The 19,697-nt window shown below is 67.7% G+C and carries 16 protein-coding genes and 1 pseudogene; 4 read left to right on the top strand and 13 right to left on the bottom strand.

Features of this window, described 5'->3' with window-relative positions; all coding sequences use genetic code 11:
* Nucleotides 1-45 precede the first annotated feature (45 nt).
* Nucleotides 46-570 (bottom strand): winged helix-turn-helix transcriptional regulator, encoded by a 525-nt coding sequence (locus ACQY8M_RS37605; protein WP_428667567.1) that lies wholly within the window; start codon nt 568-570, stop codon nt 46-48.
* A 152-nt stretch (nt 571-722) separates the two neighbouring features.
* Here ACQY8M_RS37605 and ACQY8M_RS37600 point away from each other — a divergent pair, with 152 nt between their 5' ends.
* Nucleotides 723-1,925: a CaiB/BaiF CoA transferase family protein gene (locus ACQY8M_RS37600; RefSeq protein ID WP_428667565.1), complete on the top strand. Its 1,203-nt coding sequence runs from the start codon at nt 723-725 to the stop codon at nt 1,923-1,925.
* A 40-nt stretch (nt 1,926-1,965) separates the two neighbouring features.
* Here ACQY8M_RS37600 and ACQY8M_RS37595 read toward each other — a convergent pair whose 3' ends face one another.
* The 3 genes from ACQY8M_RS37595 to ACQY8M_RS37585 are packed head-to-tail and all read right to left on the bottom strand — an operon-like array spanning nt 1,966 to nt 4,872.
* On the bottom strand, nt 1,966-2,571 hold the full coding sequence (locus ACQY8M_RS37595; RefSeq protein WP_428667563.1) for a 2-hydroxychromene-2-carboxylate isomerase: 606 nt from the start codon (nt 2,569-2,571) through the stop codon (nt 1,966-1,968).
* A gap of 3 nt (nt 2,572-2,574) precedes the next feature.
* A complete protein-coding gene (locus ACQY8M_RS37590) occupies nt 2,575-3,318 on the bottom strand; it encodes an SDR family NAD(P)-dependent oxidoreductase (RefSeq protein WP_428667561.1) in 744 nt (247 codons plus the stop codon).
* 9 nt (nt 3,319-3,327) lie between these two features.
* The gene (locus ACQY8M_RS37585) at nt 3,328-4,872 is read right to left on the bottom strand and encodes a class I adenylate-forming enzyme family protein (RefSeq protein ID WP_428667559.1); all 1,545 of its coding nucleotides are present in this window, start codon (nt 4,870-4,872) and stop codon (nt 3,328-3,330) included.
* Between the two features lie 161 nt (nt 4,873-5,033).
* On the opposite strand from ACQY8M_RS37585, the gene ACQY8M_RS37580 reads away from it, so the two are divergent.
* The 3 genes from ACQY8M_RS37580 to ACQY8M_RS37570 are packed head-to-tail and all read left to right on the top strand — an operon-like array spanning nt 5,034 to nt 7,333.
* On the top strand, nt 5,034-5,735 hold the full coding sequence (locus ACQY8M_RS37580; RefSeq protein WP_428667557.1) for an SDR family NAD(P)-dependent oxidoreductase: 702 nt from the start codon (nt 5,034-5,036) through the stop codon (nt 5,733-5,735).
* Between the two features lie 4 nt (nt 5,736-5,739).
* Entirely contained in the window at nt 5,740-6,537 is a 798-nt protein-coding gene (locus tag ACQY8M_RS37575; RefSeq protein ID WP_428667555.1) for a glutathione S-transferase family protein, read from the top strand.
* A 28-nt stretch (nt 6,538-6,565) separates the two neighbouring features.
* Nucleotides 6,566-7,333 (top strand): SDR family oxidoreductase, encoded by a 768-nt coding sequence (locus ACQY8M_RS37570; protein ID WP_428667553.1) that lies wholly within the window; start codon nt 6,566-6,568, stop codon nt 7,331-7,333.
* A 28-nt stretch (nt 7,334-7,361) separates the two neighbouring features.
* On the opposite strand, the gene ACQY8M_RS37565 is transcribed toward ACQY8M_RS37570, so the two are convergent.
* The 9 genes and pseudogenes from ACQY8M_RS37565 to ACQY8M_RS37525 form a co-directional block, all read right to left on the bottom strand.
* On the bottom strand, nt 7,362-8,603 hold the full coding sequence (locus ACQY8M_RS37565) for a TIGR02679 family protein (RefSeq protein ID WP_428667551.1): 1,242 nt from the start codon (nt 8,601-8,603) through the stop codon (nt 7,362-7,364).
* Complete coding sequence (locus ACQY8M_RS37560; RefSeq protein ID WP_428667549.1) at nt 8,600-12,772, bottom strand: TIGR02680 family protein; 4,173 nt, start codon at nt 12,770-12,772, stop codon at nt 8,600-8,602. The genes ACQY8M_RS37565 and ACQY8M_RS37560 overlap by 4 nt, the downstream gene beginning before the upstream one ends.
* Nucleotides 12,769-13,536 (bottom strand): TIGR02678 family protein, encoded by a 768-nt coding sequence (locus ACQY8M_RS37555; RefSeq protein WP_428667547.1) that lies wholly within the window; start codon nt 13,534-13,536, stop codon nt 12,769-12,771. The genes ACQY8M_RS37560 and ACQY8M_RS37555 overlap by 4 nt, the downstream gene beginning before the upstream one ends.
* Before the next feature lie 22 nt (nt 13,537-13,558).
* Nucleotides 13,559-13,921 (bottom strand): annotated as a pseudogene (locus ACQY8M_RS37550) (TIGR02678 family protein); the annotation flags it as partial.
* Nucleotides 13,922-14,016: 95 nt separating this feature from the next.
* A complete protein-coding gene (locus ACQY8M_RS37545) occupies nt 14,017-15,540 on the bottom strand; it encodes a TIGR02677 family protein (protein WP_428667545.1) in 1,524 nt (507 codons plus the stop codon).
* 183 nt (nt 15,541-15,723) lie between these two features.
* Entirely contained in the window at nt 15,724-16,740 is a 1,017-nt protein-coding gene (locus ACQY8M_RS37540) for an oligopeptide/dipeptide ABC transporter ATP-binding protein (protein ID WP_428667543.1), read from the bottom strand.
* Nucleotides 16,737-17,780, bottom strand: coding sequence for an ABC transporter ATP-binding protein (locus ACQY8M_RS37535; RefSeq protein ID WP_428667541.1), 1,044 nt, complete (start codon nt 17,778-17,780; stop codon nt 16,737-16,739). Before ACQY8M_RS37535 ends, ACQY8M_RS37540 begins: the two co-directional genes overlap by 4 nt.
* Nucleotides 17,780-18,688, bottom strand: a complete 909-nt coding sequence (locus ACQY8M_RS37530; RefSeq protein ID WP_428667539.1) for an ABC transporter permease — start codon at nt 18,686-18,688, stop codon at nt 17,780-17,782. Before ACQY8M_RS37530 ends, ACQY8M_RS37535 begins: the two co-directional genes overlap by 1 nt.
* 1 nt (nt 18,689) lies before the next feature.
* Nucleotides 18,690-19,688, bottom strand: coding sequence for an ABC transporter permease (locus ACQY8M_RS37525; RefSeq protein WP_428667537.1), 999 nt, complete (start codon nt 19,686-19,688; stop codon nt 18,690-18,692).
* Nucleotides 19,689-19,697 lie beyond the last annotated feature (9 nt).

Raw genomic sequence — 19,697 nt, 5'->3', positions numbered from 1 at the left:
CGTCGCCGCTCGCAAGCGGCTTTCCCGTGCCAAGCGCGAGAAGATTTAGCCGGGCGCTGCCGTTTTCTTTCGCCGGCCCGCAGGGCGGGCGGCCAATTCGGCCGGCAGGTGGCGCACGTTCGCCGCGCCGGGCCCGCGATGGACATGAACCTGCCGGGGGTTCAAGGGCTCGCCGCACTCCGAGCAGATCATCACCGGATCGAACGTCTTGCCGCAGCTCGTATGCTGGTGGAGCAGGGGACGCCCCTTCTTGCCAGACATATGGACATCGCCCCAGTGCACGATCGACATGACGATGGGATAGAGATCGAGGCCCTTCTGCGTCAGCCGGTACTCGTACCGCAGGGGGCGTTCCTGGTAGGGCACCTTCGCCAGGACGAAATCCTTGACCAGCTTGCGCAGGCGTCCGGCCAGGATCGGCCGTGTGATGCCGAGCCGCGCCTGGAACTCCTCGAAGCGGCGCACCCGCAGGAAGCAGTCGCGCAAGATCAGCAGGGTCCAGCGATCGCCGATGACCGACACCGTGCGCGCCAGCGAGCACGCCTCACTGTCAAGTTTGCTCCAACGCATGACGAAAAAGTCTACCGTAAGTTCAGTAAGAATACCAACTACAGCATAGTTCGAAGCACGGGATTAGTTTTGATCGAGGCCCCATGACGTCGTCTTTTTTGCCGCGTTGGCCGCCAGGCTGTATACGTGTCGAAACGAAACTGGAGGCGACGATGACGGGTCCATTGGCTGGAGTGCGGGTCATCGACCTCACCAGCGTGGTGTCGGGGCCGTTCGCGACGATGTTCCTGGCCGACCAGGGCGCCGACGTCATCAAGGTCGAGCCGCCAGGCGGCGACATCACGCGCCGTAGCCGCCAGTCGGTCGATCCGACAGGGCAATTCTCGGCCCTGTTCATATCGACCAACCGCGGCAAGCGCTCGCTGTCGATCGACCTCAAGCAACCCGAGGGGGCCGACATCCTGCGCAAGCTGATCGTCCGCTCCGACGTGCTGGTGCAGAATTTCAGGCCGCAGGTGATGGATCGGCTGGGTTTTGGGGAGGCGGCCATGCGGTCGCTCAATCCACGCCTGATCTACGTCTCGATCAGCGGTGCGGGCGACAGCGGGCCCTATGCGGAGAAGCGCGTCTACGACCCGATCATCCAGGGCTTGTCGGGCTTTGCCGACGTTCAGGCCGAGGCCAGGACGCGGCGGCCCCAGATGATCAGGACCATCGTGGCCGACAAGACGACCTCGCTGGTCACCGCGCAGGCGGTGGCATCGGCCCTCTATGCGCGCGAGAAGACGGGAGTCGGCCAGCACATCAAGGTGGCGATGCTCGACGCCATGATCTCCTACCTCTGGCCCGAGGCGATGGCGCAGTACACGGTCGTCGGCCAGGAGGCCACAGCCAACGACCCGAACGCCCGGCCGGACCTGATCTTTCAGACCATCGATGGCTACATGACGGTCGGCACCATCTCCGACTCGGAATGGCAAGGCTTCTGCCGTGCCGCCGGGCAGCCCGCGCTCATCGAGGACAAGCGCTTCAGTACGCCTGCCGCCCGCACCGCCAACGCCAGCGAACGGATTTACCTGATGGGCGACATCCTTGCCACGCGCACGACGGCCGATTGGCTCGCGCGGCTCGACGAGGCCGATGTGCCTTGCGCTCCCGTGCTGCGTCGCGGCGAGGTGATGAACAACGAGCAGGTCGTCGCCCGTGAGTTGATAGCGGAGTTCGATCATCCCGGCATAGGCCGCGTCCGCCAGCCCAAGCCGGCCCCGCAGTTCGGCGGCACGCCGTCCCGCACCCCATCGCCGGCGCCTGCGGTCGGCGAGCATGGGGCGGAGATCCTGGCCGACCTCGGCTATGCCCGCGAAGACATCGAACGCCTCGCCGGTGCCAAGGTGGTGCGGCTGGCGAGAGCCTGAAATTCCTCCCCGCTGCGCGCAGGGAGGAAGCCGACGCGGCCTACTTCTTCGCGGCGATGGCCTCCTCGACGTCGCGCAGACGGTCCTTGCCGAAATAGATCTCATCGTCGACGAAGAAGGTCGGTGAGCCGAAGGTGCCGCGTTCGACGGCGCGCTGGGTCTCGGTCAGCAGCTGGTCCTTGATCTCCTGCGTCTGCACCAACTCGAACAGCCTGTCTGCGGGCAGGCCGGATTCGATCAGAGCCGCTTTCAGCACCGCGGGGTCGTCGAGCTTCTTGGGCTCGGCCCACATGTGGCGGTAGACCTCGTCGACATAGCGCTCGAAGACGCCGAGCTTGCGGGCTGCGAACGCGCCGCGCATGGCCATCAGCGTGATGACCGGGAAGAACGGGTTGGGCTTGTAGCGCGTTATCCCATGCTGGCGGATGAAGCGCTCGGTCTCGAGCTTCTGATACTCGGGCTTGTTCCTGATGCCGGCATTGCTCTCGGCCGGAGAGCGGTTGCCGGTCAGCTTGAAAACGCCGCCCAGGAGGATCGGGACGTAGTCGAACGTCACGCCCTGGCGCTTCTCGATCGCGGGAATGACCAGGTGGCTCAGGTAGGCGTTCGGGCTGCCGAAATCGAAAAGGAACTCAACCTTGGGCATGGCTCACCATTTCTCTGCAAAGGGACGAATCTCGATTTCCGAGCTCCAGGCGTCGCGCGGTTGCTGGTAGAGCGCCCAGTAGCTCTCGGCGACGGCCTCCGGCCGCATCAGCCGGCCGGGATCGAGCGTGGCGAGAGCCTCGGCACCCTCGCGCGCCTTGATGCGCTCGCGCACCCAGGCTGTGTCGACGCCGGAATCGATCACCAGATGGGCGACGTGGATATTCCTGGGGCCGAGCTCACGCGCGGCGGATTGCGCTACCGCCCGCAGTCCGGCCTTCGCTGCGGCAAAGGCGGCGTAGCCGACGCCACCGCGCATGCTGGCCGTCGCGCCGGTGAAGAAGATGCAGCCCTTGCCGCGCGGCACCATCAGGCGAGCAGCTTCGCGGCCGGCAAGAAAGCCCGAGTAGCAGGCCATCTCCCACACCTTGCGGAAGACCCTCTCGGTCGTATCCAGGATCGGGAAGTTGACGTTGGCGCCGATGTTGAAGATGCAGACCTCCAGGGGCGCTTCGCGGTCGGCCTCCTGGAGAAAGGCAGTGATGTCCTCTTCCTTGCGCGCATCGAGCGATCGGCCGAAGGCTTTTCCTCCGGCCTTCTCGATATCGGCGATCAGCGGCGCCAGCTTGTCGCCGTTGCGCCTGCCGGCGAAGACGGCGAAGCCTTCGGCCGCGAACTTCCGGGCGATGGCGGCGCCGATGAAGTCGCCGGCACCGATCACCGCCGCGGTGGCGTTTCGTGTTGTCACTTGGTCCTCCTATGCCCTCAGGCGGTGCTTCAGGATCTTTCCCGTCGACGATGTCGGCAGGGCATCCAGGATCACGATCTCGCTGGGGCGCTTGTAGGCCGTGAGCAGGCGGCCGGCGTGCTCCATCAGATCATGGGCCGTGGCGCTCGCTCCCGGCAACAGCTGCACGTAGGCCACGACCTCTTCGTTGGCGGCAGCGGCGCGACCGATCACGGCGGACTGCACGACGGCCGGATGGGCATTGAGCACCGCCTCGACCTCCGCCGGGTAGACGTTGAAGCCCGAGCGGATGATCAGCTCCTTGGTACGGCCGGCAATGAACAGCGCCTCGCCTTCGAAGCGGGCGAGATCGCCGGTATTGAACCAGCCCTTCTTGTCGATGGCTGCCGCTGTGGCCTCCGGCGCACGGTAGTAGCCGCGCATCACATTGGGGCCGCGCACATGCAGCTCGCCGACCTCGCCGTTCGCTACCGGCGTGCCGCCCGGATTCACCAGACGAACCTCGATGCCGGGCAGGACGGTGCCGACCGACGTGTCCGTGCGCGGCGCCTCGGCGCGCACGCCGGAGATGCCGGGGGCGCACTCGGTGATGCCGTAGGCGTTCAGGAGTGGCTGGCCGAACTCGCGTTCGATGTTCGCCTTCAAGGTCGGATCGAGCGGGGCGCCGGCGACATAGAGCCCGCGCAGGCGGCCGCGCGGCAGCCCGTTCAGCCCCGCCGTCGTTTTGTACTCGAGCAGGCGCTGATAGGTCGTCGGGACGCCGAACACCAGCGAAATGCCGTCGTCACGAACCGCGTTCACGAAGGCCGCCGGGTCATATCTGGGCACCAGGTGCGCGGCGCTGCCGCCGATCAGGGTGCCGGCGAGAATGGTCGAGAAGCCGACGATATGCGACATCGGCAGCACGCCGTAGATGACATCCTCGGGCGTCGGCTTGCGCAGCGCGCGCGAGATGCTGGCGTTGAACAGGATGTTGCGATGGCTCAGCATCACGCCCTTCGGGTTGCCTGTCGTGCCCGAGGTGTAGAGAAGCGCGGCCACCTGTTGCGCGCCGTCCTCGCTCACCGGCTCGGGCTCGGTGTTGCTGTTCAGCGGGCTCACGGCGATCGTTCCGAGCGCTCCCATCGCGACCTCGCGGGCGTCATGCCGGAGGGCGTGAGCTGCCGCCATCTCCGAGATGTCGACCGTGTAGTAGAGGAGCCGTGCACCGCAATGCGCGCAGATCTGGTCGATCTCGCGGTCGGACAGGCGCGGATTGACCACCACCGACCAGGCATCGAGTGCCGACACGGCAAGGATGAGCGCGGCCAACGCCAGGCTGTTCTCGCTGACGACCATCACGCGATCGCCCGGCCGCACGCCGTGATGCCGCAATGCTGCCGCTGCGTCGTCGACGATGCCGGCGAGCGTGCCGTAGCTCCATACCTTGCCTTCGCCGATCAGCGCGGGTTGCTCGGGGGCACTCTGCGACCAAGGTCGGAAGACCTGGTCCAGGCGCGCCGGCAGACCGGCCAGCAGTTCCGCCGCGGCGGCTTGGAGCCCTGACGCCGCCATGTTGTCTCCTCCCGCATCTTGCTTGATCGCATGTCAGTGCATTTTTAGAACGTTGTCAATCTGCCGTTATCGCGAGCATCTCAGGTAGTCATGAGTTTTTGCCGTTTGATCCATGCTCTTTCGACATGCACGAATGCCCCGTCTTACTGGGAGGCTAATTCATGAACCGTCCGCTTGCCCTTGTTACCGGCGTCGGTCCGGGAACCGGCAGCGCCATCGCTCGCCGACTGTCGGCTGGCGGCTACGATGTCGCCATGCTGGCCCGCAAACAGGAGCGGCTCGCGGCCTTCGAGCGCGAGATCGCCAACGCTCGCGCCTTCCCCTGCGACGTGACCGACGAAGCGCAGCTCGACGCGACCCTGGGCGCTGTACGTGAGCAGATGGGTGAGCCTTCCGTGCTGGTCCACAACGCGGTGGGCGGGGCGTGGGGCAGTTTCCTGGAGATCGATCCCAAGGTCCTGAACGCCAACTTCCAGGTCAACACCATGGCGCTGCTGCACTTGGCGCGACGCCTCGCCCCGGCCATGGTGCAGGCGGGCAAGGGAGCGATCGTCGCGACCGGCAACACATCGGCCTTGCGCGGCCGCGCCGGCTTCGCGGGGTTCGCGCCCACCAAGGCGGCGCAGCGGATCCTCGCCGAGGCGATGGCCCGGGATCTTGGCCCCAAGGGCGTCCATGTCGCCTATGTCGTGATCGACGCGGTCATCGACCTGGCGTGGACACGCAAGCGCTACCCCGACGCACCGGATGGCTTCTTCATCAAGCCGGCTGCCATTGCCGACGAGGTCTGGCACGTCATCCACCAGGACAGGAGCGCCTGGTCGTTCAATGTCGAGATCCGCCCGTTCGGCGAGAAATGGTGAGGCCATGACCGACCTGCGAATCTTCTCCTATCTGCCCAACCCGCGGATCTGGAAGGCGACGATCGCCGCTCGCCTGTGCGGCGTCGACATCGAGGTCCGCGGGGCGAAGCCTTCGGAGCTCAAGGATTGGCTCTGGGATTTCGACGCGCATCCGCTGTCGGATGCCGACCGGAGCACGACAACGCCTCGGGCCGGCCGTGTCGGGTTCAAGGGCGGCACCTTGCGCAAGACCGATGCGTTCCTGGCCGGCCATCCGTTCGCCACGGTGCCCGCCGCGTTCAGCCCGGATGGCACGACGGGCATCTTCGAGTCCAACAGCATCATGCGGGCGGTCGCGCGGATCGGCGAGGGACGCGCGCGGCTCTATGGCCGCGATCCCTACGAATCCTCGCGCATCGACAGCTTCCTCGATGCCAGTCTGGTCTTCGCGCGCGATTCGCAGCTCTATCTGCTGGCCCTGCGCGATCCCGACTTCGCGGCCGATATTCACGCGCGGGCACGGGACGCCTTCGCGATCTATGCCGCAGGGATCGATCAGGCCCTTCAGCCCGATCGACCTTTCCTGGTGGGTGACGGCCTGTCGTTGGCGGATATCTGCTTCGTGGCCGAGCTCTGCCTGTTCCTCAACGAGCGGCATCATCGCGCGACGCTCGGTAAGCGCGGCCTCGCGCCGATACTGAACGAGCAGTGGCGGGAAGCGTTTCCGCTGGCCTCTGCTCATTTCTACCGGCTGATCGACCATCCCGCTTTCGCACCGGACGTTCAGCCCTACTTGCAGAAGCTCTACGCACGGGCGGCTTAGGCCACATCCAATGGAGGAATTGAGACCAATGACAACCCCGACGACTCCCGTGCAAGACATTGCCCTCATCGTGGGCGGTGGGCCCGGCATCAGCGCCAGCTGTGCGCGGCTGTTCACGCAGGAGGGAATGCGCGTCGCCGTCGCTGCCCGCAATCCCGACAAGCCGGTGCTGCAGGCTCTCGAGAAGAGCCACGGCGTGCGGCGCTACGCCTGCGATGCCAGCGATCCTGCCGCGGTGGAGCGGTTGTTCGACAGCGTTACCGGCGAGCTCGGTAAGCCCACGCTGGTCGTGCACAATATCGATGGCCGGGTTCCCGGCATCTTGCGCAAGTCCATCGCCGAGGTCGAGGCGGGCATGGCGTTCGACACCATGCGCAACGCGGCGTTCAGCGCCTTCCTGATCGGTCAGCAGGCCGCCCGGCGGATGCGCGAGAACGATCCGAACGCCAACGGTGCGAGGGGTACGATCATCTTCACGAACGCCAGCGCCGCGCTGAAGGGCTATCCCTTGAGCGGTGCCTTCGCCATGGCCTGCCATGCCAAGGCCGGGCTCGCCCAGAGCATGGCCCGGGAGCTCATGCCGCAAGGCATCCACGTCGCGAACGTGCCGATCGACGCCGCGATCGGCTGGACGCAGGAAGATGGCACGCGGGCGCACCGGTTGGCCGGAACCAGCGTCGACGACAACCTCGCCGATCCGGACCACATCGCGCAAACCTATCTGCAGCTCCATCGCCAGCATCGCTCGACCTGGGCCTTCGAGATCGTGCTGCGTCCGTGGGTCGAGAAGTGGTGAGCGGGAACCCGGGACAGGAAAGCCCCTATCAATCGCCGAGGTCCGACAGCAGTTGTGCCGCCACCGCCTCTTCGGCGACAGCGACGCCGTGGTCGCGCATGGCAGCCGCGAGCCCGTCGTCCCAGGATGCCTCGACGGTTGTTCCGTCAAGGTGCTGAGCCAAGCCTGAGGCGCTTCGAACGGCGGCGACATAATCTGCCGCATTGAAGCGCCATGGGGCGGCCTTGTGCTCGCGCATCACATGATTGGCGATTCTCAGGCCGGGCCAATCGAAGTCGCCATGGTAGCAAAGCCGCGCCTCAGCCAGTACGAGCTGGGACAGCAGGGTGCGCTGGGCGGCAGCCGGCATGCCGTCGGTGCAGACCAACGGGGCGCAACCGCATCCCCAACGATCGGCGGCAGTGGCGACCAGGTTGGGATTCTCGCACACGAAGATCCGGCATCCCGCGACATCCCAGGAAGGTGGAGCGCGCAGCAACGATCGCAGCGACAGATAGGATGGCTCGCCTGTCCGGTCGCCGCTGCCGGCCGACTTGACCGGCAGGTTCAGGAACAGGACGGGCCGCGCGAGCTGGTTGACGAGGACGCCGGCTCTGGCCCACGTGTCGCGGGCGCGTTCGGCGCTGCCGAGCAACGAATCGCTTTCGTTACTCTGGGAACGCAGGTCGCGCCGACGCCAAGCGGCCAGGACCAGGGTCGCCACGGGCTGCCTGTTGTCGAGGGCATGGGCGTCGCCCAGGACGTTCGCGGCGAGCTGGGACCGCGCGATTCCTCGTGCGGGAAGGCAGCACAGCACCGCCTCGGCGGATCGGCACAGCTTGCTTGCCACGGCGGCATCCTGGCGTGCCAGGCGCTTGAGCAGGCCTGTGCCTTCCGGCATAGCCAGCAGGCCGACAAGGTCCGGATGCGTGCAACCGTCGACGACGTTCGACCAGAGCGATTCCTGCCGAAGGCGCGCCGCGGCGAGATGCGTTATCGGACCGTCGAGCCGTTCGAGCGCCTCGCGTAGCGAGGAAGCGACGCCGGAACGCCGCAGGTTGCCGTCGGCCAGCTCGACGTCGAACTGCAGCGAGCTGGCGTAGCGTTGCGGGCGGCCCAGCAGCACGGCCAGTGCCGCATGCTCTTCCGCGCCGAGCCCGTCCACCCGGATTTGTGCGATGGCGCTGTCGAGCGGTGCGCGCTCGAAACGCCGCCGCAGACGCTTGCGCAACGGCGCGAGATGCTCGCCGCCGAGCAGGCGTTGCAGCCGGTCGTCGAGCGGCTCGCTCATGCCGGCGAGAACCGGCGGTCCGGATCGGCTTCGCGCGCCCTGGCCCGGCCGTCCCAGGTCCAGCGCGACACGAACACGGCATCGACGCCCTCGCGACGCTGGAGCTGGCAGATGGAGACGCCGGGCAGCTCGGCGTAGCACGCCCATTCGCGTTCGCTGGTGATGACGAAGTCGAGATCGAACTCGCGGATCAGGCCCATGCAGTGGGCACGCGCGGCGTCGTCGATGCCGGCGAAGGCTTCGTCGAGGAGGATCAGCCGGGGTGCGAGCGGGTAGGCGCCCTGGCTGTAGAAGCTCGCGACGGCGGCGAAGAGCGGCACCGTGAGACCGAGCGCGCGTTCGCCGCTCGAGGCGGGGCCGGACAGCTTGCGCCACTGTCCATCCTGCCAGCGCTCGACGCGGAAGCGGTGCCAGCGGCGATAATCGAGGGCGCGAGCCAGTTGATCGACCAGGCTGCCGCCTTCCCGGCCGGCACCCGCGTCGGTGCGCTCGCGCTCGGTCGCGATGCGCCGCTGCAGCATGGTGCCGACCACGTTACGATCCTCCGCCGACCAGAGATCGGCGCTGGTGTTGAGCAATCGCTTGCGCGCCGCCTCGAGCCCCAGGGGCGCGCCCTCTTCTTCGGTCAACGGCTGCCACAGGAGACGATATCGGACGCCTGTCGAGGTCGGTCGCTTGTGCAGCTCTCTGTTGATCGCATCGCGCTGCTTCTCGGTATTCGTCAGCAGACGCTGGATCTCGGCCGCGATCTCGGCCTGCAGATGGTTCTCCAGCACCGCCCGCTCCTTGGCCGTCAACAGCTCGGAGCGCTGGGCAATCTCCTCGGCAAGACGGGCGGCGAGCCGGTTCGGACGTTCGGCGTGATTTTGGTACGTGATGTGGACGACGAGACCCCAGTCGCTGGTCTCGGCTGACGCCTGATGGCCGAGGGCGCTCAACGCGCGTTGCAGCTCCGTCAATTCCTCGTTGATCTGCCGTTGCACGCGGCTCCAGGCCTCGTCGTCATCCCTGAGCTCCGACAACGCCTGCTCGATGCGGCGCGCCAGCGTCAGGGCCGGATCGATCGTCCATGCTGCCGACATATCGGGCAATTCGACCTGTGGCAGGGCCGACGACAGCAGGCCGGTATGTGCGAACGATTGCAGCCGCACGACCATCTGGGAGCGGGCGGCGCTGCGTTCCTGAAGGGTCGTTTGCGCCGAGACGGCTCGTTCGGCGGCGATTGCGCGCGCTTCGCCGGATCTACGAAGAGCCTCATCGGCCCGTTTGGCGGCGTCTTCCCCGGCATCGACGACCAGACGGGCGTCGCCCAGCTTCCGTTGCAGCTCTTCCACCTTGGCCCCGACCGTTTCGCGCAGCGCCTCAAGTCGAGCGGCGGCCTGCTCGGCCTCGTTTCGCGCCTCCGCGAGGCGCTCTTCGCTTCTCGTCTTGTCGGTGCGAGCCTCCAATTCCCGCAGGCGCTGACGTTCCAGGTCCGGCAGCGCCATGCGCAGCTCGAGGGCCGCCTGCACGAGCGTGGGGAGCAGGTCGCGATAGCGCTCGAGCGCTGCCTCGATCTCGGCGAGCGCTTCCGGCGCCAAGGGCAGCCGAAGGTCAGCGGCATCCATGGCCAGGCGTTCTCGTGCCGCCTTCAGCACGTCGAGAGCATCGGTGCAGCGGCGATCCGCTTCGGCCAGCCTTTCGCGGGCACGCTGCACCTCGTGGCCGCTGGCGATGGCCGTCGCATGAGCCGCTCGCAACGAATCGTCGGCGGGAGCCCGGCGCCATTCCTCTTCGGCTGTATGGCGGTCGTCCGCAAGCCGGTCGGCGGCGGCCGTCAGCTCGGTCATCTCGGTTGCCAATTGGCCGAGCCGCTCGGCGATTTCTGAGAGGCGTTGCCGGCGGGCCGACTCGCGTGCCGCATGGCCGATGTAAACCGCTACAGGCTTCGCCCAGGCGCCGACCAGGGTACCGAGACGAAAGCGTCCGTCAGGCGACAGCCAGGCTTCGCTATCGCCAATATCGTCGTCGGCGCAGGAGATTGCCGACAAGATCCGTTCGATCGTGCCGCCGGAGACCGGACTGCCCTCGGGCATCGCCGGCCTCAACCAGCCGGCAAGCGAGAAAGGCAGCGCGCCGCGCTCCATGAGCTGCGTGTCGTGAGGCAGCTGGCCGTCCTCGCCAATCTGCAGGCGACCGTCGGGCGAAACCCAGGCGTCCAACAGACCCGCGGCTTCCAGGCCGGCTTCGAGCAGCGCACGCTGCACCGCCGGCACCGCGTCGTGAAAATCGACCAGTTGCCAGAACGGCGCTCCTGGACGATCCGCCCGGACATCGGCGCCGCGAGTGTAGGGTGCCGGCGGGCCAGGGGAAATTCCCGCCTCGAGACGGCCCTGCTCCTCTTCGAGGTCGCGGCGCTCCTGTTCCAGCGTCCGGCGCAGCCCGTCGAGGACGGCGGCGCGCTCCGCGAAATCCCGGCTGGTGCGCTGCTGCGCTGCCTGCAGAAGCAGGCGAGCCGGGTTCTCTCCTTGCAGCGTTATCACCCATTCAGTCATGGCGGCGAGGGTCGCGCTGCCCTCGTCCGGATCGACCGCCAGCCGAACAAGCGTCGCAAGATAGCGCTCCCAGTCCGCCACGAGGGTGCTGCCTTGGCGCTCGACGTCGGCATCCGCGTCGTCGCGCCGCCGCGACGCCGCTTCCGCCTCGTCGCGCTGCTCGTCCTGAAGCTGCCGCCGCTGCGCATGGACGGATTCGGCACGTTCCACCTCGCGCTGACGACGGCGCAGCAGGGCAATCTGCTCGCTCCGGCTGCGAACGAGCGCCGAGAGCCCGGCTCGCGACTTGTCGAAATCCGCCCGCGTCTGCCCGGCAAGCGCCGCTGCCTCCAAATGGGAAAGCCCGTTGTCCGCGTGCCCGGCCGAGATGCCTGCGGCATCGGCGTGGATCGCGATCTCCTGACGAGCTGCCGTGACGCGATGTTCGGCCTGCGTGGCGAGCTGTTCGCTCCGCGCCGTCTCCTTGCTCCTGTCCCGCAGTCGCCGGTCCGCCTCCTCGGCGGCTCCCGCAGCGTCGCCGAGCGCCTTCCGGCGGGCGACGGCGTCGGTGCGCGCAGCCTCGAGCCGGTTGGCGTCCTGCATCGTCGGATCGGCGAGCAGGGTGTCGAGCCGGGCGCGCGCTCGCTTGAGGGCGGTATCTGCATCGGCGTGCCGCACCTTTGTCAGCTCTTCCTCGGCCTGCGCCTCCTGAAGCTTGGCCATTGCGTCGCCGCGAGCCCGGCTGGCGTTGTCGTACTCGGTCTGGGCCTGACGCAGCGCTCGTGCCTGTCGGCGGCTCTGGGTACCGGCATAGACGCGATAGCGCTGCTCGAACCTGCCGACGGCACGCGCAAGGGCCTGGTATTCCTCGAGCTGGCGGCGATCCTCCTCGAGTTGCCCGAGCGCCTCGGCCACATCGCCCAGCAGTTCCGACGGCAGCGGCGGCAAGGCCTCGGTTAGGGCATTGGACAGGCCCGCTTCGTCGGGCTTCTTCGATAGCTGCGGCTGGCGGAGCTGGATCAGCGTGTCCATCAGGGCGTCGTATCGCTTGGAGCCGAGGCGAAACAGCCGCTCGTCGACGGCCCGGCGGTACTGTCCGGCGTTGTCGAACACCTGGCCGCGGCCTTCGAGCGCGTCGCGCAGACGCTCCCTGGTGAGCACGACCCGTTGCGGGCTGGTCAGCCAGAGATCGTGGTTGAGGCGCGCGCCGGCCGAGTCGTCCAGGACGAAATACCAGCTTTCCACCTGAGCCCGGCCTTCCTTTGCCGACAGCCCGGCGCCGAGCGACAGGTAGCGCGGCGTCCCGTCCTCGGCCTGGCGCCCGAACTCGATCCAGGCATAGCCGATGCGCCTGGAGTAGCCGTTCATCAGCAGGTTCCACGCCATCTTCTTGGCGCCGTCGCCATCGGGCTCGACACGCGACGGCTTGAGCTGGGCGTCGAGCAGGAACGGCAGCGTGAGCGACAGCACCTTGGACTTGCCGGTGCCGTTGTTGCCGCGCAGCAGCAGATGGCCGTCACGGAACCAGAATTCCTCGCTGTCGTAATGGAAGAGTTCCACCACGCCCAGCCTGAGTGGCTGCCAGCGCAGTTGCGTCGGAACGGGCAGTGCCGGCCTGTCCAGCGGCTGTTGCATCGCGAATGGACTGTCGTTCATGGCGAGACCTGCCGCACTTCGGCGTCGCCCAGCGCGAACCGGGCGAGCGCCGGCAGAGGACGGACGAAGCCTGCCTGCCGCTCGACGAGCCGCAGCCTTTCCAGGCGCTCGACGGCGATGGCAGCGAGCTCGCGCTCGGCGCCGGGTTCGCGAGCCGACTTGCGCCAGTAGCGGCCATAGCGCTCCTTTGCGTCGCGCAGGAACTCGGCGATGTCCTGCTCGCGTATCGCGGCAGAGGTCTGTGCAGCACCGTCGTCCGCCGCCCGATCAAGTCGCTGGCGCGTGGCGAGATAGTCCGCGGCGAGCAGCGTGACATGGGCGTCGGTGCCTTCGGACGGCATGGCGAGGTCGGTCAGCAGGCCTGCCTCGTCGACCAGCGCCAGGCCTTCGGCCCTCTGCTCGGCGACGAGGCCCGAGGCCTCGCACAGCCGGCCGGCCATGGCGCCGCGCTGATTGAGGAAATAGGTGCGGGCCTCCGGCGCCAGCCGGTCGACATAGACCACCGGATCGTCGAGGAGGCGGCGGGCGATGTCGTGGCGCATCGCGGAGCGTCGGCCTTCGTCGCTGTCGGATACATGCTCGTCGACCAGCGCGTGCAGCCTTTCCTCGATCGACGCGGGCGCTTCGGCCTTCGTCCAGGTCGAGGGTCCGCGCACCGCGGCCAGCATGCCGGCCAGCGTCCGCCGATGCACGTCGTAGAGCGCGTCGCCTTGTCCGGCCGCGCCGGCGGGCCTGCACGAAGGCTTCGGCGTCGCCGGCGACATGCTGCAGCACGCCAAGCGCCAGCAACGTGCGGCACACCATCACCAGCTCACGCCGTTCATGCTGTGCGCCCAGCGTAAAGGCGAAGCCCAGCGAGGCGAGCGCAGGATCGGCGGCGAGCTCGAGCAATCGCTCTCCCAGCAGGCGCAGCGTGATCTGCGGATCCGCGCGCTCGAGCACGGCGCAGGCGAGGCACAGCAGCACGTAGCGGCGGCGATCGTAGCCTGGCAGGCCGCGCGTGGCGTCGATCAGGTCGGCCGGCCTCTTGTAGAGGCGCGCGCCGTCGCGCTCGACGTGGAGGACCCAGCCGGTCTCTCGTGCAAACCACTCGCGCAGCCGATCGGCATGGCGGCGCACGGCGGCAAAGTCTTCGTGCGCCGCGTTCATAAGTGGCGTCATCAGAAGGGCACGCAAGGCGGCGCGCATCTCCTCGCGCTGGAAGCGCTGCTGGCGTTCGCCGAGATCGTCGTCCCGATCCGTGCTCATCGACCGTCCTGCACGGGCGACACGGTGATAACGTGGTCTCGGCCGGCGAAGACGCCGCGTGGCGTGGCGATCTCGGCCCGGCTTTCCGCGCCCAGCGGCTCGAGCCGGACGTGCAGCAGCCCGTCGCCGGTCTGCCGCGCAACGGCCTCATACGGTGTGCTCTGCTCGCCAAGCGTCTCGCTCAGCAGTCCCAGCAGGACCTCAAAGGCGTGCACGTCGAGCGCGCCCAGGTCGGAAAGCCGCACCGGCTGGCCGGTGGCGAGCCGCCGCCGCGCCGCCTCGAGTTGCTGCACCTGCCCGGCGAGTTCTTGTGCCAGGTCGGCGCGCTCCCTGCTGCGGTCGCGTACGCGCGGCAGCGGCCCCCGCGGCGCGGCCTCGCCGTATTCGCGCAGGCGCGGATGGATTCGAAGCGGCGGAGCGTCCGTCCACGACGTGCTGGCCGGCAAGTCCATGTCGGCATCGGCATTGAGCGAAAAATGCCGTGCCGGATGGAGCGCGAAAGCGGCCCGTGCGAGCCGGTGGGCGTCGCCGTCGCTCTCGCAGGCGGCGAACCACTGGGCCAGCATCCGGAAATCCGACGACCGGTCGCTGCGTCCGCTGCGCCGCTCGTTGAGGGCGGCGATCGCCGACAGAAGCTGCGGGATGGCCGATCGCGCCCGCGCGCGCAGCAGTTCCGCCTGCGGCGGCTCGTGCCCGGTGCTGAGGAACCAGCCGCGCAGGCCTTTCCAGCGCTCCTCCCATGACTGCCGATAGGACTGTCGTGCGTCTGCCGCGCCCTGTGCGTCGCCTGGCGCGGCGTCGCGCGCTTCGCGCTCGGCCACCTGCGCGAGCATGGCTTCGATCGCCGGCTCCAGCGCGACGATCAGGCGGGCGATGGTATCGGAGCGTCGCACCAGATCGCTGATGAATCGTTCGAGGTAGTCGATCAAGCGCCGCTTGTAGCTAGCCACCGCGGTCGCTTCGGCTTGCTGAAGCTCGATGCTGCGGGCAACGCCAGCCATGAAGGCTTGCGCGTTCTCGGCAAGGCCTTCGAAGACCCGCACGAGATCGCGCAGCGTCTCATGAACCTTCGCGGCATCGGGTTCAGCTGCGTCCTGTGCCAGCGCATGAAGGGCCTGAAGCCGGCTGGTAATGTCCTCGAGCGCCACCGTCTGCAGCTCGGCCCGACGCTGCAGGGTGCGCACGAACGTGACGAGCGCCGACTCGACCGCCTCGCCGCCCTGGGAGAGCCGGTAGAGGAAACGGGCGCGGTAGTAGTCGTCCAGGCTGGAAACCCGAGCCATGTCGGGGTGCGATTCGAGATTGCCCCAAGTCGTCAGTTGAGCAAGGGCCGCGTTCACCTCCTCCAGCGGAGGAGGAGAGCCCGGCCACCTGGCTTCGCCGAGGACCTCGTCAGGCCGCAGTTGTAGGCGGTATTGCCGTTTCGCGGTGGCGAAGACGTCCATGATGCAGCGATAGAAAGCGGCCTTGTCGGCACTGACGTGCCGGAACAGGTCGGCGGCGTGGCTGGCTACTTTCACGGGGCCTGCTCCGGCGTCTCATGGGCATCACAAGTGTTTTTGCTTTGTTCTCGTCATCCGTCAAGCGCGTGGGCGAGCAGAACGGGCGTTCGTCGCGCATTCAATGTCGGTCTGGGTGCTTGCAAACCTCCGAACCACTCAAGTAAAGCGCTGACGGGTCGGCTCAAATCTCGGACCGCTCTCTCAACTCGCGACGGGTGCCGACACATGACAGCTCACCTTCCGTCCATCGGCCAGCGTGGCCAGCGCCGGATGGGCGCGTTCCAGGCATTGCGGCTGGCGTGCTGCACAGCGTGAGTAGAATGAGCAATGGCGCGGCGGATCGATGAAGGACGGCAGCTCGCCGTCACGGGCTTCGACCGACGGGATCAAGGCGCGCTCGGACTCGCGCACCACCGGGATCGCCGAAAGCAGCGTCCTGGTATAGGGATGCCGCGGGTCGGCCATGAGCTGGTCGACGGTGCCGATCTCGACGATCTTGCCGAAATACATCACCGCCACGCGGTCTGCGATGGCGCGCACGACGCCGAAATTGTGGGTGACGAGCACGTAGGTGAGATGCCTCTCCTTCCTCAGTGTCATCAGCAGCGCCAGGATGCGCGCCTGCACCGAGACGTCGAGCGCGGATGTCGGCTCGTCGAGCACCAGCACATTGGGCTCGAGCGCCAGCGCGCGCGCGACATTGACCCGCTGCTTCTGGCCGCCGCTCAGCGATACCGGATAGCGGCTGGCAAAGTCGGCGGGCAGATGAACGGCCTCCAGCAACTCGGCGATGCGCTTGCTGCGATCGCGATGGCCGCGCATGCCGGCAAGCTTGAGCGGCAAGGCCACGATCTCGCCCACCGTCTGGCGCGGGTTGAGCGAAGAGCCGGGGTCCTGGAAGACGATCTGGATCCGGCGGCGCAGGCTGCGCAGGTCGATGTCCTTGCCACGCGAGATCTCCTCGCCGTCGAGCATGATGCGGCCTTCGGTCGGCACCGTGACCCGCGCCAGCAGATTGGCGAGCGTGGTCTTGCCCGAGCCCGATTCGCCGACGATGGCAAAGACCTCGCCGCGGGCGATGTCGAGTGACACATCGTCGACGGCGCGCAGGGACGTCGTCTGCCCGCCTTTCAGGCTCTGCAACAGTCCCTCGCTCTTGCGCTGGACCTTGAAGGCCTTGGTGACGGCGTCGGCCCGCAGGAAGGCGGCGTCGCTCATGTCCGCGCCTCCTGGTGAAGCCAGCAGGAGACCTGTCGGCCGGCTGCCGCATCGATGCGGGCCGGCGTCTCGCGGCAGCGGTCGAAGGCCTCGGGGCAGCGGGGCGCGAAGCGGCAGCCCTTCGGTGGGGCGAGATAGTCGGGCACCTGTCCCGCGATGGTGCGGGGCAGGCCGCCCAGCAGCGACGGAATGGCCTCGACCAGGCCACGCGTATAGGGATGCAGCGGCGCGTCGAGCAACGGGCCGGTCGGGCCGTTCTCGACGGTCGTGCCGGCATACATGACATAGGTGCGCGCACAGATCTCGCGCGCCACGCCGAGATCGTGGGTGATGTAGAGGCCGGCCAGCCGTTCGCGCTCGACGAGATCCTTCAGGAGATCGATGGTGCGTTTCTGGATCGTGACGTCGAGCGCCGTGGTCGGCTCGTCGGCGATCATGAGCTGCGGGCTGCCGCTCAGCGCCATGGCGAGCAGCACGCGCTGGCGCATGCCACCCGAGAGCTGCACCGGATAGCGGCGCAGCACCTGCTCGGGATCGGCAATGTAGACTTTCTCCAGCAGATGGGCGGCATGGTCGCGGGCGCGGGCGACCACGCCGCGGGTGTGCCGCTTCCTGAAATAGGTGAGCAGATGCCGGTCGCTCTCGTACCAGACGATCATGTCGATCATCTGCGTGGCGATGGTGAAGGACGGGTTGAGCACGGCCGACGGGTCCTGCGGCACGTAGGCCACGAACTTCTTCATCGCCTCGCGCTCGCCCGCCGGGAGTTCCGCGAGATCGCGGCCGAACATCTCGATGCTGCCCGCCTTCACCACGGCCGGCGGCATCGGCAGGATGCCCAGCAGCAACTTGGCGGTGACGCTCTTGCCGCAGCCCGATTCGCCTACCAGCCCGACGATCTCGCCGGGATCGATGCGCAGGGTGACGTCCTTGATGACCTGCTCGATGCCGTCGCCGGTGTGGAAGTCGATGCGCAGCCCGTTCAGGCGGATCACGGGCGCCTGCACCGACACTGACGGAAAAGACAATGAATCGGGCATCACTCTTCCGAAAAGTAGTCGCGCAGCCCATCGCCCAGCAGGTTGAAGCTGACGACGGTGATGAAGATCGCGATGCCGGGGAACAGCGACGGCCACCATGCGTCCGGCAGGTAGTTGCGGCTGGCCGCCACCATCTGTCCCCACTCCGGCGTCGGCGGGCGGGCGCCGGCGCCGAGGAAGGAAAGCGCGGTGCCGGTCAGCACGGCGTAGCCGGCGTTGAGCGAGATCGCGACCAGGAGGGGCGAGGAGATGTTGGGCAGGATCTCGCGGAACATGATGTGCATGTCCGATGCGCCCAGCGACCTGGCGACGGTGACGTAGGTCTCCTGCTTGCGCGACAGCGTCTGTCCGTGGGCGATGCGCGCGAAGCTGCGCCACCAGACGAAGCCGATGGCGATCATGGCGTTGATCAGGCTCGGCCCCAGCAGGACCGTGATGGCGAGCGCCAGCACCAGGGCCGGCACGGCCGAGAAGCCGTCGGTGATGCGCATCAGCACCTGCTCCAGAGCGCCGCCGTAGTAGCCGGCGAACAAGCCGAGCGGCACGCCGATGGTGACGGCGATCGCCAGCACGATCGCGGCCATCGACAGCGACCAGCGCGCGCCGGCCATGACGCGCGTCAGCACGTCGCGCCCGACCTCGTCGGTGCCCATCGGATGTTCCAGCGATGGTGCCTGCAGCACGGCGTCGAAGTTCAGCGAATCGGCGACGTCGTCGGGATAGGGCACGATCCAGGGCGCCAGCACGGCGACAAGGAGCAGGACCAGCAGGCAGACTGCGCCGGCGAGCGCCAGGCGGTTGCGCGCGAAGCGGGCGAAGCGGCGGCGGAAGCCGGTCTTGCGGGTCGGTGCGGCCTGCGGCTGCTCGACGCCGTCGAGCGCCGCCTGGTCGATCGAGGTGACGGCCATGCTAGCGCTCCAGCCGGATGCGAGGATCGAGGGCGACGTACAGCTCCTCGGTCACGAAGTTCACCACGACCACGAACAGGCAGATCACCAGAGTGACGCCGACGATGGCGTTGTAGTCGTTGGCGAGGATGGCATCGGCGCCAAAGCGGGCGAGGCCTGGCCAGGCGAAGACCTTCTCGACCACGAAGGCGCCGCCGATCATCAGCGGGAACAGGAAGCCGATCAGCGTCAAGGTCGAGGAGAAGGCATTGCGCAGCACGTACTTGTAGTTGATCAGAAAGCGCGGCATGCCGACGGCCTGGCTGAAGCCGACATAGGGCTTGGAAAGCTCGTCGAGCATGGAGCTGCGTATCATCGAGGTGATCTGCGCCAGCGGGCCGAGCGCGAGCACGATCGTGGGGGTGATCAGGTGGCGGGCGGCGTCGCCCATGGCCTTGAAGTTGCCGGTGAGGAGGGCGTCGACCAGGTAGAGGCCGGTGATGTGTTCGGGCGGCGGCCCGGTGAGGCGGCCGGTGATCGGCACCAGCGCCAGCGCCGCGCCGAGGACGAGCTGCAACATCAGCGCCGCCCAGAAGTTGGGGAACGACACGCCGGTCAGCGACCACAGTCGGCTGGCCTGGTCGATCGGGCCGTTGCGGTGCGTGGCGGCCAGAATGCCGAGGGGCACGCCAACGAGGATCGCCAGCACCAGCGAGCACAGCACCAGCTCGAGCGTGGCCGGCAGCCGCTCCCAGACGATCGTGCCGACGTCGCGCGGCTCCATCAGCGACACGCCGAAATGCCCCTCGAGCAGGCCGCGCAGGTAGGCGAAATACTGGACCTGCAGCGGCTTATCCATGCCCATCTGGACGCGGAACTTGTCGATCTGCTCCTTCGTCGCGCCGTCGCCCAGCGCGGCACCCACCGGGTCTCCCGGCAGCACGCGCACCAGCACGAACATCAGCAGCGACACGAACAGCACCACCACCAGCATGTTGAGGACGCGGCGCAGGAACCTCATGGTGCCGGC

The organism is Reyranella sp. (genome assembly GCF_965279465.1).
Lineage (GTDB): Bacteria > Pseudomonadota > Alphaproteobacteria > Reyranellales > Reyranellaceae > Reyranella.
Note: the sequence above shows the minus strand (reverse complement) of the source record. Positions and strands in the feature narration are given on the sequence as shown.

Coding starts and splice junctions, on each gene's coding strand:
- ACQY8M_RS37570 (WP_428667553.1), top strand. CDS start 6,566: ATGACAACCCCGACGACTCCCGTGCAAGACATTGCCCTCATCGTGGGC.
- ACQY8M_RS37540 (WP_428667543.1), bottom strand. CDS start 16,740: ATGAGCGACGCCGCCTTCCTGCGGGCCGACGCCGTCACCAAGGCCTTC.
- ACQY8M_RS37600 (WP_428667565.1), top strand. CDS start 723: ATGACGGGTCCATTGGCTGGAGTGCGGGTCATCGACCTCACCAGCGTG.
- ACQY8M_RS37530 (WP_428667539.1), bottom strand. CDS start 18,688: ATGGCCGTCACCTCGATCGACCAGGCGGCGCTCGACGGCGTCGAGCAG.
- ACQY8M_RS37535 (WP_428667541.1), bottom strand. CDS start 17,780: ATGCCCGATTCATTGTCTTTTCCGTCAGTGTCGGTGCAGGCGCCCGTG.
- ACQY8M_RS37565 (WP_428667551.1), bottom strand. CDS start 8,603: ATGAGCGAGCCGCTCGACGACCGGCTGCAACGCCTGCTCGGCGGCGAG.
- ACQY8M_RS37575 (WP_428667555.1), top strand. CDS start 5,740: ATGACCGACCTGCGAATCTTCTCCTATCTGCCCAACCCGCGGATCTGG.
- ACQY8M_RS37525 (WP_428667537.1), bottom strand. CDS start 19,688: ATGAGGTTCCTGCGCCGCGTCCTCAACATGCTGGTGGTGGTGCTGTTC.
- ACQY8M_RS37555 (WP_428667547.1), bottom strand. CDS start 13,536: ATGTCGCCGGCGACGCCGAAGCCTTCGTGCAGGCCCGCCGGCGCGGCC.
- ACQY8M_RS37595 (WP_428667563.1), bottom strand. CDS start 2,571: ATGCCCAAGGTTGAGTTCCTTTTCGATTTCGGCAGCCCGAACGCCTAC.
- ACQY8M_RS37585 (WP_428667559.1), bottom strand. CDS start 4,872: ATGGCGGCGTCAGGGCTCCAAGCCGCCGCGGCGGAACTGCTGGCCGGT.
- ACQY8M_RS37560 (WP_428667549.1), bottom strand. CDS start 12,772: ATGAACGACAGTCCATTCGCGATGCAACAGCCGCTGGACAGGCCGGCA.
- ACQY8M_RS37605 (WP_428667567.1), bottom strand. CDS start 570: ATGCGTTGGAGCAAACTTGACAGTGAGGCGTGCTCGCTGGCGCGCACG.
- ACQY8M_RS37580 (WP_428667557.1), top strand. CDS start 5,034: ATGAACCGTCCGCTTGCCCTTGTTACCGGCGTCGGTCCGGGAACCGGC.